Raw genomic sequence first — 18,358 nt, forward strand, 5'->3', positions numbered from 1 at the left:
TATAAAAAGCTGAAAGCCAGTCGCTGAAAGCTAAAAGCCTAAAAATATGTCCCGTAATTTCAAAGTCGGCTTATTTGTGACCGTTGCAATCCTGGTCACGACATTCACATTTTATTTTTGGCAAATTTTTAAAACGCCTAATCTTCAGGCCGACAAACAAACCAGCTTTGTCCTGCTGATTCCGGAAGGTGCTACTTATAAGAATGTTCGCGACTCGCTGGACAGATATGATGTGATTAACGATCACATTTCCTTTCAGTTTTTGGCCAAATTTTTAAAACTGACTGAAAAAGTAAAACCCGGCCGATACGTAATTAAGCCTAATACCAATAACTATACGGCGATCAAAAAGCTGGTTTCGGGCGATCAGGATGCGGTGAAGCTGACTTTTAACAACATTCGTTTAAAGGAAGATCTGATTAAGCGCATCGGGAGCCGGTTTGAATTTGGCGAGGAGAATTTCAGGAAAGCATTGAATGATCCTGCGGTTTGCCAGAAATACGGCATGGATACATTGACCATCGTTTCCATGTTTTTGCCTAATACTTATGACATTTACTGGACTACCGGCACCGAAAAGTTTCTCGACCGGATGCACAGCGAGTACAAAAAATACTGGACACCCGAAAAGCTGGCAAAAGCGAAGGAAATTGGTCTGACGCCGATCCAGGTTTCGATCCTCGCTTCGATTGTGGAAGAGGAGCAGGCGCGGAAAGTAGACGAGCGTCCGCGTGTGGCAGGCTTGTATATTAATCGCTTACATGCACAAATGCCTTTGCAGGCCGACCCGACGATCAAATTTGCATTACAAGATTTTGCAATCAAACGCATTTTGAATGGTCAGCTTTTAATCAAGTCTCCTTACAATACATATGTCAATACCGGCTTGCCTCCCGGCCCGATCAGGGTGGCGGATTTCAACTCCCTCGACGCGGTTTTGAACTACGACAAGCACGACTACATTTATATGTGCGCCAAGGCGGATCTGTCGGGCTACCACGCTTTTGCAACAAACTACAACGACCACCTCAACAACGCCCGCTTGTACCAGGCAGAATTGAACCGGCTCAAAATCATGAAATAGGTATGTTTGTTTACGAGGTGAAAGGTATCCGCGTGCGCTACGCCGACACGGACCAAATGGGATATGTGTATTACGGAAATTATGCAAGGTACTATGAAATTGGCCGGGTAGAGTCACTCCGGAGCCTGGATTTTCATTATAAGGCTATGGAGGATGAGGGCGTAATGATGCCGGTTTATGAAAGTCATTTTCGGTACCTGAAACCGGCGAGGTATGATGACGAACTAAGTATCAAAGTAACAATCAAGACATTACCCGGAATCCGGATCGCGTTTTTTTACGAAATCCGAAACCAGGAAAATTTGCTGCTGAACACCGGAGATACTACATTGGTGTTCCAGCGACGGGACAATGGCAAACTTTGCATGCCGCCCGACAAATTGTTGAACAAGCTCAGGCCGTATTTTGAAGTATAGGCAGAACCAGGAGGAAACCATGCTTGAAAAACTGTTGAAAAACCGATTCGTCAAGCAGATCGTGATGTGGTTGCAGCGCACGGAGCCGCTGAAAGGCAAGGTTTCATTATACGAAATCCTCGTCAACCTGGTGAGGAGCAACCGCAAATATGACATTGACCAGCGGGCTTCCGCAGTAGCTTACAGTCTGACGCTGGCCCTTTTTCCCGGGATCATCTTTCTTTTTACCGTCATTCCCTACATTCCGATTGAGCATTTGGATACGCAGATCATGGACATGTTGCGCGAGAACATTCCGCGTGGGATTTATGAAGATGCTGATCAGACGATCCTGGACATTATCAGCCGGCCGAGGAGCGGGGTGCTTTCACTCGGTTTTATTTTTGCCATGATCGCCTCGACCAATGGTATGATGTCGCTGATGCGCTCATTTGACATGGTTTATGAGGATGATGAGACGCGTGGATTTCTGAAAATCAGGGGGATTGCTATGCTCTTAACATTGTTATTGCTTGCGGTGCTTTTCGTTTCGGTGATTCTGCTGATTGTCGGGGACGCGGTGATGAATTTGCTAGGGGAGTGGAATATTGTACAGGAAAAGTGGTTGCTAACTTCTCTCAACATTACCCGGTATCTCGTCAGTTTTGGGTCGCTGATGCTCACGATTTCGATCATTTATCGGTTTGCACCTTCTCATGGCAGGCAGAATAAATTCGTAAATGCCGGCTCCATCGTTGCGTCGATTTTGATATTGGCCGCTACCTATGGTTTTTCATTTTACTTGTCACGGTTCAGCTCTTATAACAAGCTCTACGGCTCCATCGGTACCATGATCGCGCTGATGATCTGGCTCTATTTGCTGGCCTTTGTGATCATTCTGGGTTTTGAAATCAATGCGAGTATCGCCGCTGCCAGACGCGGTAAAAAGATGGTCAAGATCTGACGACCGAATAATAACATCTTCTGTTCCATACTCTTATAGTGCCTACTTTTGCTGAAACAAAGCGCGGCCAGATTCCTCCGGCCGGCGCAAAAAAGGACGTAAAGCATTGCAGGGCAAGTTTTAATGAGACAACTGGAAAAACCATTGGTGACGGTAATCCTGACCGCATTAAATCAGGAAAAATACATTGAAGAAACACTTACTTCCGTCTTTTACCAGACATATCCCTATATTCAACTGATCGTGATCGACAATGCCAGCACAGACGGCACCCGGTCGGTCATCGAAACATTCAAAGCCAAGGCTCCGGCCTTTCAATACATTCAAAATCCATTCAATGTGGGTCTGTGCAAGGCATTCAATCAGGGACTGCTGGTCGCCCAGGGAAAATACGTCATCGATCTTTCCGGCGACGACATTATGATCGCCGACCGCATTGAAAAACAGGTGGCCTGTTTCGAAGAATTATCCAGCGATTACGGTGTTATTTTTTCAAACGCTACTTATATTAACGAGCAGGGCAGGAAGCTGAATAATCATTATGTCATCGATCGGAATGGAAAATCTTTGGAGAAGATACCTTCCGGCGATGTTTATAAAAATGTTCTGGAAAAATACTTCATCTGCACGCCGACCATGATGATGCGCACCGAAAGTTTGAACCAGCTTGGCGGCTACGACGAATCACTTCTTTTTGAGGATTTTGATTTTTGGGTAAGGTCGTCGGTCCGCTTCAAATACTTTTACCAGGATGAAATATTGACATTAAAGCGGGTTTTGTCGGGTTCACTCTCTTCCCATGTTTACCGCAAAGGCAGCGGAATGCTGGCTTCTTATTATGCGGTTTGCAACAAAGCTTATGATTTGAACAGGGACCAGCGGGAGTTTGATCTTTTGGCCGCCCGGATACGTACATTTATCAGAAAATGTTTGTATGCCCAGGAGTTCGAATTGGCGCTGCGTTTCCGGCGTTTATTGAACTATATCGAGAATCCCGGCTGGCAGACGGAGTTCATTGTTTTATTGTGCAGGCTGCATTTACCGGTGAATTTTGCTTACCGATTTTATATTAAAAATCTAAGAAAAGCATTTATCCCGGAAGGATTTAGCTTCTGAAATTGTTCACTCCAAAAGCAAAAATTTCCTATGCCTGCGGAGTTCATCAAAATATATCCTCAAAACCCTGACGAGCGACGAATCCGTCAGGTAGTAGATTGCCTCAAAGATGGAGGCCTCGTCATTTATCCTACGGACACGGTTTACGGTTTGGGTTGTGACATTTACAACACCCGCGCCGTCGAGAGGATCGCCCGGATCAAGGGTATCAAGCCTCAGAAAAATGATTTTTCCTTCATCTGCTACGATTTGAGCCACATTGCCGATTTTGCGCGGGTGGGAAATTCAGCATTTAAAATCATGAAAAAGGTACTACCGGGGCCCTATACTTTTATTCTGGACGCCACCAGTAATGTTCCGAAGCTGCTGAATACGAATAAAAAAACGGTCGGAATCCGCGTCCCGGACAACCTTATTCCCCGACTGATCGTAAAAGAGTTGGGTAACCCGATAGTCACGACTTCCATCAAAGATGATGATGAAATTATCGAGTATTCGACTGATCCTGAGCTGATTTTTGAAAAGTTTGAACACCAGGTGGATATGGTGGTGGATGGCGGATACGGCGGAAATATTCCTTCCACGATTGTGAAAGCGGACAACGATAGCTTTGAAATTATTCGGGAGGGATTGGGCGATGCCAGTATTTTCTATTGAGTGTAAATTGGAATGATTTAAGTTGGTATTGTAGAATGCCTTACAGGCAAAATATTTATTATAAATTTTTTGATAATATCACAAGCCTTTACCATATTTGATAGTGCCGGAATTTTTAAGTTCAGAGAATCGGTTCAGGGAAGTTCGGATCGAGTTACAGTATCTGCCTTGTTTAGAATATTTTACTTGCATTTTACAGTACGACCGGATTTGCATCGATGTGGAGGAAAGGTATGTGAAGCAATCTTACAGGAACCGGTGCAATGTGCTCACCACGAATAAGATAGACTTATTGACCGTTCCGGTTAAAGGATACGACGCAGCAAGCCCCACAAAAGACATTTTGATTGACTACAACCAGGACTGGATCAGACGGCATCTGGGTTGTTTTAAATCAGCGTACGGTAAATCGCCGTTTTATGAATACTACGCCCCTGATCTGATCGAAATATTTCAAAAGAGACCGGCGTATCTTGTTGATTTAAACTATGATTTATTGACATTTTGTCTTAGATTGGTTGGAATCAAAAAAGACATTCGGTACAATTTGTCAGGTGTTGAAAGTGAAGAAAATAGCGTTGTTAATGATATATCGGTGATTAACAACAAGAAAGGTCAAAATTCTATTAAATATTACCAGCCGATACCTTATTACCAGACCTTCGGGAATGATTTTGTGAGTAACCTGAGTATTGTCGATTTACTTTTTAACATGGGGCCGGAAGCAAAAAGTGTTTTGTTAAGATCCTGTAAGTCTCAGTAAGAGCTATTTTGAACAAATGAGGATCAGGTAGCGTTTAGATTATTAAACACTTTTTATTGCTACACAATGGAAGCAAAATTTTCGAATAGAGTGAAGGAAGTCATTTCCATGAGCCGGGAAGAGGCCCTCCGTCTCGGACATGACTATATTGGTGCAGAGCATTTGTTATTAGGAATGATCCGTGAAGGTGATGGCGTGGCAATCGGTTTATTGAAAAAGCTGGGCGTATCACTCGACGACGTAAGGCAGACGATCGAGCAGGCTACGAAGGGGGCCGCAACCAATAATGTGAAGAATCTACAAAATATCCCTTTGACGAGGCAGTCCGAGAAAGTGCTGAAAATCACTTATCTGGAAGCCAAGATATTCAAAAGTACTCTGATTGGCACGGAGCATTTGCTGCTGTCGATCCTGAGAGATGAAGACAATGTAGGCACTCAGATCTTACATAAGTTTAATGTTAACTACGAAGTCATTAAGGAAATGTTAGAATATCAATCATCTGGTTCGAGACCTCATATGGGGCCGGAAACCGAAGACGGGGATGATGAGGCAAGAGGTGGCATGTTCGGAGGCGGTGGCTCAACATCCGGTAAAGAATCAAAAGGCGCTGAGAAATCACGTACGCCTGTACTTGACAACTTTGGTCGCGATCTTACGAAAATGGCGGAAGTCGGAAAACTTGATCCGATTGTTGGCCGCGAAAAGGAAATTGAGCGTGTTGCCCAGATTCTGAGCCGTCGTAAAAAGAACAACCCAATCCTCATCGGTGAACCCGGCGTTGGTAAAACTGCCATCGCGGAAGGTCTTGCCCTCCGTATTGTTCAGAAAAAAGTATCCCGCGTGCTCTTCGGAAAACGTGTGGTAACATTGGATCTTGCTTCATTAGTTGCTGGTACCAAGTACCGCGGTCAGTTTGAGGAGAGAATGAAAGCGGTAATGAACGAGCTGGAAAAATCTCCGGACGTCATTCTGTTCATTGACGAGCTTCACACAATTGTAGGTGCCGGTGGCGCTTCCGGTTCGCTGGATGCTTCGAATATGTTCAAACCAGCGCTTTCACGTGGTGAAATTCAATGTATCGGAGCTACTACGCTGGATGAATATCGCCAGTACATTGAGAAAGATGGTGCATTAGCACGTCGTTTTCAAATGGTGATGGTGGATGCTACTTCGATTGAAGAAACCATTCAGATCCTGGAAAACATCAAGGATAAATACGAGGATCACCACCACGTAAACTACACACCGGAATCGATCAGCACGGCTGTGAAATTGTCGGAGCGTTATATCACAGACAGGTTTTTGCCGGACAAAGCAATCGATGTTTTGGACGAGGTAGGTGCCCGTGTTCACATCAGCAACATTACAGTTCCGGAAGATATTCTCTTGCTGGAAGAGCAGATCGAGAATATTAAGCAGGAGAAAAACCGGGTTGTAAAAAGCCAGAAATACGAGGAAGCAGCGCAACTTAGAGATCGTGAGAAGAAATTGATCGATCAGTTGGAGCGCGCTAAAATAGCCTGGGAAGAAGAAACCAAGCAAAAACGCTACACTGTTACCGAACACAATGTGGCCGAGGTAGTGGCGATGATGACCGGAATTCCAGTGACTAACGTTTCTATGGACGAAGGCAAGAAATTGCTGAACATGGGCGACGAGCTGAAAAGCAAGGTAATCGGCCAGGATCCACCGATCGAAAAATTGGTAAAAGCGATTCAGCGTACGAGGGTAGGGTTGAAAGATCCTAAAAAGCCAATCGGATCATTCATTTTCCTTGGGCCTACCGGTGTTGGTAAAACCGAGCTTGCAAAAGTTCTGTCATCCTATCTCTTTGATAAAGACGATTCACTGGTGCGCATTGATATGAGCGAATACATGGAGAAATTCAGCGTATCGCGTCTGGTTGGAGCGCCTCCGGGATATGTAGGTTACGAAGAAGGTGGACAGCTGACTGAAAAAATTCGTCGCAAACCTTACAGCGTCGTACTGCTTGACGAAATCGAAAAGGCGCATCCGGATGTGTTTAACATTCTGCTGCAGGTTTTGGACGATGGTATTTTAACTGACGGTTTGGGACGTCGCGTCGATTTCAGAAATACAATTATTATCATGACTTCCAACATTGGAGCGCGTGATTTGAAAGATTTCGGATCGGGAATCGGCTTCTCGACAAGAGCTAAAACCGAGAATCAGGATGACATTATGAAGGGTACGATCCAAAGTGCACTTCGCAAAGCATTCTCTCCTGAGTTCCTGAACAGATTGGACGATGTGATTGTGTTTAACTCACTGCAACGTGAAGACTTGCACAGGATCATCGACATCTCACTTGGCAAATTGTTTAGCAGAGTGAAAGGTCTTGGATATGAAATTGAACTGACGATCGCTGCGAAGGATTTCTTGTCGGAAAAAGGATATGACCCGCAATATGGTGCCCGTCCTTTGAACCGCGCGATCCAGAAATATCTCGAAGATCCCGTTGCAGAGGAAATATTGAAAGGCGATTTGCGTGAAGGCGATGTACTGGTAGCAAATCATGAAGAAAACAGTGAACAACTTGTTATTAGTGTTCGTAAAAAGGAAGAGGAGTTGGCCAACTAACCGGTAGCTCCGGCAAGAATGAAGCTTAGAAAGCAGTGCAGCAATGCACTGCTTTTTTTGTTTGCAATTATTAACAGCCGCCAGTCAAAATGAAAATGGTCTTAAATGTTATCGCACGATGAATTAGTTTATATTTAGCCTCCGAAAATTGAAAAAAGGTGATGAAAATAGATATTAGGAAGGCGTACTTTATATTGATTTTAGGTTTGTTGATCAGTTCCTCCAATTCCTTCGCACAGACATTTTCTCCTGGTCCGCAGGTACTTACATTCTTCTCCGATGCAGACGACACCGAGCAGCCTTACGGACTTTATCTTCCCAAAAACTACGATCAGAATAAGAAATATCCGCTGGTAATCATGCTGCATGGTGCCGGTTCCAATCATCGGCTTGCTTTGCGGCGCGTATTTGGAAAAAGCAATGCGGAAGGTGAAAATGACGTGGAAGCGAGCCGCTATTTCCCGCAATGGGACGATGTTGATTTTATCGTAGCCTCGCCGTATGCACGCGGTACCGCGGGGTATCAGGGTATTCCGGAGGAAGATGTGTATGATGTGCTGGACGATGTGAAGAAGCGGTTTAACGTTGATGAGAATAAAATTTATCTCACGGGGTTATCCATGGGTGGAGGCGGAACATTGTGGATCGGCCTTACCCGGCCTGATATTTGGGCGGCGATTGCACCGGTTTGTCCTGCGCCTCCTGCCGGTACATTTGATCTGGCTTCCAATGCTTTGAATTTTCCTGTCCACTTTTTCCACGGTGATGCCGATCCTACGGTGCCGGTTGCCGGTACTCGGAAATGGGTGGAGCATTTGCAGGATATCGGTGTGGAAGTGAGCTACAAAGAGTTCGTAGATGTGAAACACGATAGCTGGGTAAGTGCTTACGACAATGAATTTATCTTTGAATGGTTCGGGCATGCCGAGAGAAATCCATATCCTGATCGGGTCAATTTTGTAAGCAAGCAGTACAAGTATAACAAGGCTTTTTGGGTACAGTTTGACAAGATGGCTTACGGTTCACTAGCGGAAATTGAAGCGAAGTTGACAAAGGAAAACACGGCAGATATCAAGACAAAAAATCTGGAAGCATTTACGGTCAACTTGAAAGGTCATCCGAAGTTTAAAGCTGGTGCGGACGCTGTTTTTACCATTGACGGCGCGAAGCTTTCTTCGAAAATGGATAGCTCTTTATCTTTTATAAAAACAAGTGGAAAATGGGCTATATCTGCTTCCAACAATGTTTCAACAGGCCTGACTAAAAAGAAGGGTGCGGAAGGTCCGATTTACGACGCATTTTCAGCCAGGCACATTTACGTTTATGGTACTTCCGACAATCCTTCGCCGGAGGAATTGAAAAAGAGAATGGATATTGCCAATCAGGCGGCGAACTGGTCGCAGGACCGTGGGCCGTTTCTGGGTCGGGTAATGTTTTTTCCGAGAGTAGTCGCCGATAAAGATGTGCGTCCAAGTGACCTTGAAAGCAGTAATCTGATTTTATTTGGGACGAAAGAAAATAATGCGATGGTTGCTAAATATGCTGATAAACTTCCGCTGCATTTAAATCCTGCCGACAAAACGCATGGACTTTTGTATGTTTTTCCGGTTGATAAGCATTACGTCGCTGTCAGTTCCGGGTTGCCTTGGTGGACTGGGACCGAAGATCAGGGATATCCTTTTATGCCGGTGATGCAGCGAAAGTTGACGGATTACAAAGACATTTTCCTTTTTAAGGACAGCATTAAAAATGTGGTTACGGACAGCTATTTTACAGAAAACTGGACGGTCAGCGACGAAACAAAAAACAAGCTCTCAGCCTCGGGAGCAATCCGATTTACCAAATAGAACAAATACCTCTTACTTTTTTTGACTTAACAAGATGAATCACAACGAAAAGATTTCGCGGAAATCGTTCATGAAAGCTGGTGCAATGCTGCTGGCCACGCCGATGTTGTCCAAACTGGATTGGGAGCCAAAAGCTTCGTCCAAAATAGGGCTGCAACTGTACACGCTGAGAAATGACCTGTCCAAAGACCTGATGGGGACATTGAAAAAGGTCTCCGACATTGGTTATAAAGAAGTGGAATTGTTTGGCTATTCAAACGGTAAGTTTTTTGGCAAAACACCGAAGGAATTCAAGAAAATCCTGGGTGACCTGGGTCTTGATCCGGTAAGCGGGCATTATGGCGCTGGCGTTGAAAATAAAACGACGATAGGCACATTGAGCAACGGATGGCAGCAGGCAGTGGACGATGCAGCAGAGCTGGGTCAGAAATATGTGGTTTGTGCTTACCTGACGGAAACTGAGCGTAAAACAATTGATCAGTATAAGGGTTATGTGGACTTGTTTAATAAGTCCGGCGAGACGGCGAAAAAGGCAGGTTTGCAATTTGGTTACCACAACCACGACTTTGAATTCAAGAAAATCGATGGTCAGCTGCCTTATGACCTGATTGCTTCTACCGATAAGAACCTGGTAAAACTGGAACTCGATCTTTACTGGATCGTAAAGGCAGGTCTTGATCCGGTTGCGTTATTCAAGCAGCATCCGGGACGTTTCCCGCTGTGGCACGTGAAAGATATGGATAAAGGTGACGGATCTTTTGCTGAGGTAGGAACTGGCTCTATTGATTTCCAAAAGATCTTCGATGCCCGTAAAACAGCTGGGTTAACACATTTCTTCGTAGAGCAGGATGTTGCAAAACGCCCGGCTACTGAAGCGATAGAAATCAGCTTCAAGAATGTGAGCAAGATGAAAGTATAAGTTTGGACATAAAAAAAGACCTGGCTGCATAGCTGCCGGGTCTTCCAAATTATGCAGATAAAAATATCAGTTTACTAACTGTAATTTAAGTTCATTGAGGCGGCTTCTCAGCGACGCGTCAACCTGACGGTCATCAATCGTGAGAACGTATCCGCCGATCAGATTTGGATCGATTTTTTCGGCCAGCTGCACTTTCCTGCCAGTGGCAGAAACCACCATATCATTAAATTGCTTGCGAAGTTCGTCCGTCAGCGGGGTGGTAGTCACCACAGTCGCTTTCTGGATTCCCTGGCTCAAATTATATGCTTTAATAAATTCTGCCGCAATTTCGTCCAGGATCGACTCCCTGTTCTTTTTAGAAATGATCAGAAAAATTGCGTATGATATCGGGTTAACCCGTGCTTCAAAAAGTGATTTCAGAATCCCTGCCTTTTTTTCGTGACGAACAATCGGGCTTTTCAAGGCAAGCATCAAACCCCTGTTTTTGTCGGCAGTGTCTTTGAATAAAAGCATATCCTGATAAACTGCTTCCAGAACATTCTTTTCATTCGCAAGATCTATCAACGATTTGGCATATCTGGCAGCTACTATACTTACTGACATAGGTATGGGATTTATTAATTAAGACGAGCTGTCGATGCCAGTTCTTCGATCAATTTTTCTTGTGCTTCTTTGTCTTTCAGTTCGCGGTGCAAAACTTTTTCCGCGATTTCAAGTGAAAGAACAGCTACTTCTTTTCTGATTTTTGAAACAGCTAATGCCTGTTCGTTGCGGATCGCATCGCGGGCGCTGTCGATCATTTTCTGCGCTTCCACTGCTGCCTTGTCTTTTGACTCAGCGATGGTACGGTCAGAAGCATCCTTTGCGTCCCGCAGGATCTGGTCACGTACGGCATTCGCTTCTGCTATCAGTTTTTCGTTGTCTGATTTCAACTGCGCCATTTCAGCTCTTGTTTTTTCAGCAAGGTCCAAAGCGCCCTGAATTTCATTTTCGCGGTCTTTCAAACCCTTGATGATAGGCTTCCAGGCAAATTTGGCAAGAATAAAAACGACCAGTAAAAATACTACCAGCATCCAGAAAATAAGACCTGGGTTTGGAGTAAGCAATGACATAGTATAAATGAGTTTGAGTGTAAGATGTGTTAAGGCGAAACCTTGTATCTTCTTCTTTATTAGAAATCGTGGAAGCCTAATGCTTCCACGAAATTTTGTTGTTTGCTGCTGAACCTAATGTTGCAGAAGCAAGGACTTTCGTCCAATGGTTTTGTTAAAGCTTGAACGAGATCAGCAGACAGATAACCGCTGCGAAAAGCGCTACCGCTTCAATAAGAGCCGCGATGATAAGCATGGCAGTCTGGATAGCACCAGCAGCTTCTGGCTGACGGGCGATACCTTCTACTGCGCTTCCACCGATTTTACCAATACCAAGACCTGCACCAATAGCAGCCAGACCTGCGCCGATAGCAGCACCGAAAACCGCAAGACCTGCACCGCTTTGTTCAGCAGCTTGAAGCAAAATTTGAAGCAACATAATTGTGTTTGTTTTAAAATATAATTAATAAAAAAGAAGATGCTAAATCAATGTCCGTGATCTGCGTGGCCGTGCTCTTCGATAGCGCTGCCAATGTACATGGACGATAAAAGGGTAAAGATAAATGCCTGGATAAATGCCACCATGATCTCGATAAAGTTGAGGAACAGGGCGAAAAGCGAGATCACCGGGGCGATCATAAAACTTTGGAAAATGAATATCAGTCCAAAGAGACTCAGCAGGATAATGTGGCCTGCGGTAATGTTGGCGAAAAGCCGGACCATCAAGGAAAATGGCTTCATGAAAACACCTACGATCTCAACCGGGATCATGATCAGCAACAAGGGGATCGGAACGCCAGGAGGGCTGATCAAGTGTTTGTAATAATTACCGTTCGCATTCAGGTGGACGATGATGAATGTCAGCACTGCGAGCGTAAGGGTAATGGCAATGTTACCGGTGAGGTTGGCGGAGCCTGGAAGCAAGCCCAGGATGTTGTTGATCAGGATAAAGAAGAAAAGTGTCAGCAGGTAAGGCAGGTACTTTTCGTATTTAGGCCCAACGTTCGGTTTCACCACATCGTCGCGGATGAATAGGATAATAACCTCCATCGCAGACTGGAAACCTTTTGGCGCTTTTTGTTTACTGCCTTTATAAAAATTCGCAATGCTTGTAAATACCAGGATCAGGATCACCGCGCTCAATAACATAGAGGCGACATTTTTTGTGATCGAGAAATCGTAAATTTTTCTGGATTCGTCTACCGGTACAACTTGCTCAGAATCACCGTGAACCAGGTGATAGCCGTTGTACTCGTGGTGTTCGTTGTGGAAATTGGAAGAAGAAAAAACTTCGATGCCGCGGTCGGCAGAGTAGAGAATTACTGGAAGCGGGATCACAACTCCGTGCGTCATTTCCCATTCGTGAGAGTCAGCAATGTGGTGCATGATCATCTCACCAATGTTGAACTTCTCTTCGTTCTCTTCAAGCTTATGTTCAATTTTATGCTCCTGCTCATTGACGCCCTGAGCCACTTCCTGGGCTTCGTGCTGAACAGGTTCATCTGCCTTTACAGGTGAGGTAAAAAGGCAGGTTGCCGCAACAAGGGCAATAGTAAAAAACCGTTTGAAATGGGTATACATAAATGCTTGAAATACTATGCTTTGTCAATCGCGGCGCAAGTTACGATACAAACCATATATTTCAAAACATGTATAAAATAAATAGAGTGCAAAAAAGTTGGTTACAAATAAGAATGAATCAGTTAGCCCCTGATATAAAAACAGCCCTATGAATACCAGGCTCAAAATGATGCGTCCGACAATGGTAGAAATGTAAAATGTGACAAATTTCTCCCGATTGTTTCTTAATCCGAATTCCATCAGCCGGTGCGCAAAAAACGACAGCCCGAAAAAGAAGATCAGGATGTACCATATATAAGGGTGCAGGATCGGGAAAGGCAGATATCGTTGAACGAGGAAAAGTACAATTCCTAAAATTATCGTGGCGATTAATGTTCTTAGCATTCGGGGATTACCTTTTGGTAAAACTTTTGATTAAAAGAAACAGCGAGGCGGCGATTGAAGCCAGCGAAAGTACGAGTGTCCACCAGGGGACCTTGTTTTGCTGCCAGCCGTCGAGGCGGTAACCGAGGTAGGTAAACACGAGAATGGTACCCAACATTTGCGTAGCCAGCCCGGAATATTTCAGAAAACCCGACGAAACTTTCTTTTGCTGGCCGCCTTCATTTCCATAACCCAATTCTTTCTTGTCTTTTTTCATATTTCGGGCCTCGATTCTCCTGGTAAAATTGCTTCAAATTTCGTAAATGCACTATCTTCGATACGGTTTTAACCAAAATACCGTTTTAGTTTTGCTTATCAGGATCTATAAGAACATCCCTAACGTCATCTACGTGATAGAAAGCTTTGTCCCGCATATTACAAAAACAGCAACCTATCTTCTTCTAATCCTTTTGCTGGCGGGCTGCTCGCAATTCAGTTCCCGGCCCGGGGCTGTCAACTTCCACAATGTTTCGGCGCGGTATAATGCGTATTTCATGGCGGAGCAAGATATGATGGAAGCGGAGTTTGCGATGAAGCAGGCATATAAAGAGAATTACAACCAGCTCCTGCCGATCCTACTTCCGATGGACTCGGTGCTTTCCCTGCCGGTTAAGCCCAAATTGCAGGATGCGATTAAGAAATCTTCCATCGTTGCGGAGAAACATCAAAACAGTAAGTGGCTCGATAACAGCTATATCCTTCTTGGGAAATCGCGTTTATACCTGGGCGAGTGGGCGGACGGCCTGGAAGCGTTGCGTTATGTATATGCCAACGGTCGTGACGAGAATGATAAAAACAATGCGCTGATCCTGCTGATGCGGGCTTACATCATAAAGAAGGATTATTCAAATGCCTTGGGCGTGGCGGAATATCTGAGCCAGCAGCCTTTGAGCAAATCATCATTAAGGGATTTTTATCTGACAAAAGCCTATCTGCACCAGCAAAATGGCGAGTACCTGACGTCCGTCGCGATTCTGGAAGAAACTTTTCCGCTTTTGAAAAAATCCGTAGAGACAGCCCGGATACATTTCGCGGCGGCTCAAATGTACGACCAGCTGGGTCAATATGCACTGGCGAACAAACATTACAGAAGTGTCAATAAAAACCGGCCTTCTTACGATCTGGGCTTTTATTCTTCCATGAATTCGCTGCAAAATGACGTAGTACTAAATCCAAAGAAGGATTTGAGCGACATTGGTTTTGATAAAATGCTCCGTGACCGGAAAAATGAAGACCTGCGTGACCGGGTTTATTTCACAATGGGACTTTTGGCGGAGCATAGAAAGCAGATTCCTGACGCGGTAGGTTACCTTCAAAAAGCGATATCAGCTTCGAAAGGAAATGTGCAGCAAAAAGCATACACTTATCTGCAACTGGCCCGGATCAATTACGAATCCCTGGAAAACTTTGAAGTGTCAAAAGCTTATTATGACAGCGCACTGGCGATTTTGCCGCGCGAAGTGCCGGAATATGTGTTGGTGGCCGACCGCAAAAGGGCGCTGGATAGTTTCGTGAAAGAATATGCGATTGTGACCACCGAAGACAGCTTGCAGAAACTGGCGAAAATGAACCCCGCAGCATTGGATAATAGAATTGATGCGATTATTGAAGCGCGGGAGAAAAAGCGGATTGACGACGAAGAAAAAGCAAAAAAGGCGCAGCTGGCGGCTCAGGCTGCCAATCCGCAAAGTATCGCCAATCCCATGCTGAACTCCAACGAGCGTCGGTGGGAATTGTATGATCCGACTTTGGTGACCCAGGGTAAGATTGATTTTAAAAGGGCCTGGGGCAATCGGCAGCTGGAAGATGACTGGCGGCGAAGCAACCGTCCGCTGAGATCAGTCGCTGGGAATAATCCTTTGAATCCGGCCGATAGTTTGACAGCAACTGCTGCCAAAGTCGACGCGGGGCTTCAAAAAGGGAGCGCCGAGTGGCAGCAGGAACATGACAAGCTCAAAGCAGACATTCCTTTGACAGACAACCAGTTTGCCGATTCGCAGAAGAAGAAGGAAGATGCATTATATAACCTTGGGAAGATCTACCGGTTTGATTTGAAAGAATCGCATCGCGGGATTGCCACATTTGAACGTGTGCTGACCGAATTTCCCAAAACACAATACAAAGACGAGATTTACTACCTGCTTTATCTGAGTTATGAGGATAATGATCAGAATAAAGGCAGCTGGAAAAATCGCCTGCTGACCGAATTTCCAACCTCAACTTATGCAAGGCTGATCAGTAAATCTACGGATGCAGCGGGGAATTCAGGTAATCCTGTGAAAGAATATGAGGCTGTGTATCAGTTATATAGCCAGGGAAATTACACCACGGCCCTGGAAAACATTGAGCGTGACCTGCCAGCTTACAAAGGCGGGTCGATGGAAGATAAATTTGCCTTGCTGCGTGTCTTCCTGATTGGCAAGGTCCGTGGCAAGGAGGCTTATGGTCAGGCCATCACCGAATTCATGCGGCTCTACCCCATGAGTGTCTATCTGCCCCGGTTAAAAGAAATGCAGGAATTTAATAGCCTGTCGATGGGCAAGAGATAAATGCCTGAAAGTGTATCTTTGTCAGTTTAATACCAAATAATCCACAATATGATTGAATTGCAACCCGGAAAATATCGACGCACCATTATCCGTCTGTGGCGGTATCTTGGGCTTGGACTGGGTCTGGTTATATTATATATCGTAGCGGTCAGGTTCAATTTTCTCTGGCTTTTCGGCGGCATGCCGGATCTGAAAACGCTCGAAAACCCTAAGAGTGAACTTGCGTCCGAGCTGATTAGCGAGGACGGAAAATCGTTGGGTAAGTACTTCTTCGAAAACAGGACGCCCATCGATATCGGGCAAATCTCTCCCAACCTGATCGACGCGCTGGTAGCAACCGAGGATGCCCGTTTTGTAAATCACTCAGGGATCGATCCGCGGAGTTTGCTGCGCGTTTTTAAAGGGGTTGTTTCAGGAAATTCGAGTTCGGGTGGTGGCAGTACATTGACCCAGCAGGTGGCTAAGAACCTTTTCAATACGCGCTCGGAGGAATTTGAAGGCTTATTAGGAAAAGTGCCGGTTGTGAAAATCGTGATTGCCAAAACAAAAGAGTGGGTGTTGGCCGTGGTGCTCGAAAGAAAGTATACCAAGCAGGAGATCATGCAAATGTATCTCAACACGGTTTCCTTCGGAAATAATACTTATGGTATCAAGGTAGCGGCTAAAACGTATTTTGACAAAGAAGCCTGGGACGTGAATGTCACTGAGGCGGCGCTGCTCGTGGGAATGCTACAAAACCCCACATTATTTAATCCGCTACGCTTCCCGACCAATGCGTTGAACCGCAGGAATACGGTTTTGGCGCAGATGGCGAAATACGAATACATTCCGGAAGAGGATTTTACCAGATACAAAGAAAAACCGCTGGGTTTAAACTTCACAGTTGACAGCCACAATACCGGTCTCGCACCGTATTTCCGCGAGTCGATGCGGGGCTATCTCAAAAGCTGGGTAAAACTATATAATGAAGAGCACGATACGGATTTTGACCTCTATACCAGCGGTCTAAGAATTTATACCACCATCGATTCCCGCATGCAGCGCTATCAGGAAGATGCGTTGGAAGAGCACATGAAGCAGCAACAAAAGCTCTTCGATGAACATTGGAAAGGCCGTAATCCCTGGACATTTGATAACGGAAAAGAAATACCCGGTTTCCTGGTTTCCGCAGCTAAAAAAACGCCGCATTTCATCTCTTTGAAACGCGATCTGGGAGAAGAAGAAGCCTGGAAAATTATGCGCAGGCCTTACAAGATGAAGGTTTTTACCTGGAACGGCGAGAAGGAAGTAACCATGAGTCCGATGGATTCCATCGCCTACTACAAGCGTTTTCTGCGTGCTGGTATGATGTCCATGGACCCACGTAATGGTCATGTAAAGGCTTGGGTAGGAGGGATTAATTTCAAATATTTCAAATATGACCACGTCAAGCAAGGTTCGCGGCAGCCGGGCTCTACATTCAAGCCCTTTGTATATGTTTCTGCCTTGGATAAAAGCTTTTTGACGCCTTGTGATCACGTGACGGACCAACCTATCTTTTTCGGCTTGTCGGATGGCGTGCCGGGCGGCTGGTCTCCTAAAAATTCTAATAACAAATATTCCTATCAATCGCTTTCGCTGCGTCAGGCATTGGGTAAGTCAGTCAATACCGTCAGTGCGTACCTGATGAAAATGGTGAAGCCTAAAACGGTGGTGGAATATGCGCATAAATTGGGTATTACAAGCAAGCTGCAAAGCGTGCCTTCCCTTTGTCTGGGGATCAGCGATGTGTCTGTTTTTGAGCTGGTTGGCGCTTATTGTGCATTCGCGAATGGTGGGCACCGGACTGATCCGATGACCGTGCTGCGGATTGAAGACCGGTATGGGAATGTTTTACAGGAATTTTTCCAGAAACAAAATCAGGAAATCAGTGAAAATATGGCGTACGATATGCTGTATCTGATGCGCGGTGCTGTGGAAGATCCGGGTGGTACGGCTGGAAGATTGAGACAATATGGCGTGACGGAAGGAAATGAAATTGCGGCAAAAACCGGAACAACTTCCAACTACTCAGACGGTTGGTTTATGGGCATGACGCAGCATTTGGTTACAGGTATCTGGGTTGGAGGTGAGGATAGGAGCATACATTTCCGTACCATTGCATTAGGACAGGGGGGACGTATTGCCATGCCGGCGTGGGGAATGTATATGGCAAAAGTATACGCCGACCCGACATTGGTTCAATACAGAAAAGGGCCTTTTAACAAGCCCGAAAATTACGTTCGAAATTGTGGCAGCACAACAACGAGCGACAGTACAGATACTTACGTTCCTCCATCCAGATCGGATGATGAGGGGATTTTATTTTAATAGCAAACCCCATACA

17 protein-coding genes are annotated in these 18,358 nt (G+C 45.2%); 11 read left to right on the forward strand and 6 right to left on the reverse strand.

All coding sequences use genetic code 11. The annotated features are described in order from the left end of the window. The first annotated feature begins 46 nt into the window (after window positions 1-46). The 9 genes from mltG to FEN17_RS17040 all read left to right on the forward strand — a co-directional run bounded on the left by mltG (window position 47) and on the right by FEN17_RS17040 (window position 10,349). Complete coding sequence (mltG, locus tag FEN17_RS17000) at window positions 47-1,084, forward strand: endolytic transglycosylase MltG (protein ID WP_138366519.1); 1,038 nt, start codon at window positions 47-49, stop codon at window positions 1,082-1,084. A gap of 2 nt (window positions 1,085-1,086) precedes the next feature. After that, the gene (locus tag FEN17_RS17005) at window positions 1,087-1,500 is read left to right on the forward strand and encodes an acyl-CoA thioesterase (RefSeq protein WP_138366520.1); all 414 of its coding nucleotides are present in this window, start codon (window positions 1,087-1,089) and stop codon (window positions 1,498-1,500) included. Between the two features lie 19 nt (window positions 1,501-1,519). Further along, window positions 1,520-2,443, forward strand: a complete 924-nt coding sequence (locus FEN17_RS17010) for a YihY/virulence factor BrkB family protein (RefSeq protein WP_138366521.1) — start codon at window positions 1,520-1,522, stop codon at window positions 2,441-2,443. A gap of 123 nt (window positions 2,444-2,566) precedes the next feature. Beyond that, a complete protein-coding gene (locus tag FEN17_RS17015; protein ID WP_138366522.1) occupies window positions 2,567-3,559 on the forward strand; it encodes a glycosyltransferase in 993 nt (330 codons plus the stop codon). Between the two features lie 30 nt (window positions 3,560-3,589). Next, window positions 3,590-4,216, forward strand: a complete 627-nt coding sequence (locus FEN17_RS17020) for an L-threonylcarbamoyladenylate synthase (protein WP_138366523.1) — start codon at window positions 3,590-3,592, stop codon at window positions 4,214-4,216. Between the two features lie 103 nt (window positions 4,217-4,319). Continuing rightward, entirely contained in the window at window positions 4,320-4,979 is a 660-nt protein-coding gene (locus tag FEN17_RS17025; protein WP_229208859.1) for a WbqC family protein, read from the forward strand. A gap of 66 nt (window positions 4,980-5,045) precedes the next feature. Further along, window positions 5,046-7,583 (forward strand): ATP-dependent Clp protease ATP-binding subunit, encoded by a 2,538-nt coding sequence (locus FEN17_RS17030; protein WP_138366525.1) that lies wholly within the window; start codon window positions 5,046-5,048, stop codon window positions 7,581-7,583. A gap of 161 nt (window positions 7,584-7,744) precedes the next feature. Then, window positions 7,745-9,430, forward strand: a complete 1,686-nt coding sequence (locus tag FEN17_RS17035; protein ID WP_138366526.1) for a carboxylesterase family protein — start codon at window positions 7,745-7,747, stop codon at window positions 9,428-9,430. A 34-nt stretch (window positions 9,431-9,464) separates the two neighbouring features. Beyond that, window positions 9,465-10,349 (forward strand): sugar phosphate isomerase/epimerase family protein, encoded by an 885-nt coding sequence (locus FEN17_RS17040; RefSeq protein ID WP_138366527.1) that lies wholly within the window; start codon window positions 9,465-9,467, stop codon window positions 10,347-10,349. Between the two features lie 66 nt (window positions 10,350-10,415). Here FEN17_RS17040 and atpH read toward each other — a convergent pair whose 3' ends face one another. From atpH to FEN17_RS17070, 6 genes are all read right to left on the reverse strand, one after another. Further along, a complete protein-coding gene (gene atpH / locus FEN17_RS17045) occupies window positions 10,416-10,952 on the reverse strand; it encodes an ATP synthase F1 subunit delta (RefSeq protein ID WP_138366528.1) in 537 nt (178 codons plus the stop codon). Window positions 10,953-10,966: 14 nt separating this feature from the next. Next, window positions 10,967-11,461 (reverse strand): F0F1 ATP synthase subunit B, encoded by a 495-nt coding sequence (gene atpF / locus FEN17_RS17050; protein ID WP_229208860.1) that lies wholly within the window; start codon window positions 11,459-11,461, stop codon window positions 10,967-10,969. A 154-nt stretch (window positions 11,462-11,615) separates the two neighbouring features. Next, a complete protein-coding gene (gene atpE, locus FEN17_RS17055; RefSeq protein ID WP_031525687.1) occupies window positions 11,616-11,879 on the reverse strand; it encodes an ATP synthase F0 subunit C in 264 nt (87 codons plus the stop codon). A 47-nt stretch (window positions 11,880-11,926) separates the two neighbouring features. Next, complete coding sequence (gene atpB, locus FEN17_RS17060; RefSeq protein ID WP_138366529.1) at window positions 11,927-13,021, reverse strand: F0F1 ATP synthase subunit A; 1,095 nt, start codon at window positions 13,019-13,021, stop codon at window positions 11,927-11,929. A gap of 24 nt (window positions 13,022-13,045) precedes the next feature. Then, entirely contained in the window at window positions 13,046-13,405 is a 360-nt protein-coding gene (locus FEN17_RS17065) for a hypothetical protein (RefSeq protein WP_138366530.1), read from the reverse strand. Window positions 13,406-13,412: 7 nt separating this feature from the next. Beyond that, window positions 13,413-13,661, reverse strand: a complete 249-nt coding sequence (locus FEN17_RS17070; protein ID WP_138366531.1) for an AtpZ/AtpI family protein — start codon at window positions 13,659-13,661, stop codon at window positions 13,413-13,415. 133 nt (window positions 13,662-13,794) lie between these two features. Between FEN17_RS17070 and porW the strand changes: the two genes are divergently transcribed. Together porW and FEN17_RS17080 are read left to right on the forward strand one after the other, a co-directional pair. Further along, entirely contained in the window at window positions 13,795-15,993 is a 2,199-nt protein-coding gene (gene porW / locus FEN17_RS17075) for a type IX secretion system periplasmic lipoprotein PorW/SprE (RefSeq protein WP_138366974.1), read from the forward strand. Between the two features lie 48 nt (window positions 15,994-16,041). Beyond that, complete coding sequence (locus FEN17_RS17080) at window positions 16,042-18,342, forward strand: transglycosylase domain-containing protein (RefSeq protein WP_138366532.1); 2,301 nt, start codon at window positions 16,042-16,044, stop codon at window positions 18,340-18,342. The last annotated feature ends 16 nt before the right edge of the window (window positions 18,343-18,358 follow it).

The sequence above is a fragment of the Dyadobacter luticola genome, assembly GCF_005860805.1.
GTDB lineage: Bacteria > Bacteroidota > Bacteroidia > Cytophagales > Spirosomataceae > Dyadobacter > Dyadobacter luticola.

Coding starts and splice junctions, on each gene's coding strand:
- mltG (WP_138366519.1), top strand. CDS start 47: ATGTCCCGTAATTTCAAAGTCGGCTTATTTGTGACCGTTGCAATCCTG.
- FEN17_RS17005 (WP_138366520.1), top strand. CDS start 1,087: ATGTTTGTTTACGAGGTGAAAGGTATCCGCGTGCGCTACGCCGACACG.
- FEN17_RS17010 (WP_138366521.1), top strand. CDS start 1,520: ATGCTTGAAAAACTGTTGAAAAACCGATTCGTCAAGCAGATCGTGATG.
- FEN17_RS17015 (WP_138366522.1), top strand. CDS start 2,567: ATGAGACAACTGGAAAAACCATTGGTGACGGTAATCCTGACCGCATTA.
- FEN17_RS17020 (WP_138366523.1), top strand. CDS start 3,590: ATGCCTGCGGAGTTCATCAAAATATATCCTCAAAACCCTGACGAGCGA.
- FEN17_RS17030 (WP_138366525.1), top strand. CDS start 5,046: ATGGAAGCAAAATTTTCGAATAGAGTGAAGGAAGTCATTTCCATGAGC.
- FEN17_RS17035 (WP_138366526.1), top strand. CDS start 7,745: ATGAAAATAGATATTAGGAAGGCGTACTTTATATTGATTTTAGGTTTG.
- FEN17_RS17040 (WP_138366527.1), top strand. CDS start 9,465: ATGAATCACAACGAAAAGATTTCGCGGAAATCGTTCATGAAAGCTGGT.
- atpH (WP_138366528.1), bottom strand. CDS start 10,952: ATGTCAGTAAGTATAGTAGCTGCCAGATATGCCAAATCGTTGATAGAT.
- atpF (WP_229208860.1), bottom strand. CDS start 11,461: ATGTCATTGCTTACTCCAAACCCAGGTCTTATTTTCTGGATGCTGGTA.
- atpE (WP_031525687.1), bottom strand. CDS start 11,879: ATGTTGCTTCAAATTTTGCTTCAAGCTGCTGAACAAAGCGGTGCAGGT.
- atpB (WP_138366529.1), bottom strand. CDS start 13,021: ATGTATACCCATTTCAAACGGTTTTTTACTATTGCCCTTGTTGCGGCA.
- FEN17_RS17065 (WP_138366530.1), bottom strand. CDS start 13,405: ATGCTAAGAACATTAATCGCCACGATAATTTTAGGAATTGTACTTTTC.
- FEN17_RS17070 (WP_138366531.1), bottom strand. CDS start 13,661: ATGAAAAAAGACAAGAAAGAATTGGGTTATGGAAATGAAGGCGGCCAG.
- FEN17_RS17080 (WP_138366532.1), top strand. CDS start 16,042: ATGATTGAATTGCAACCCGGAAAATATCGACGCACCATTATCCGTCTG.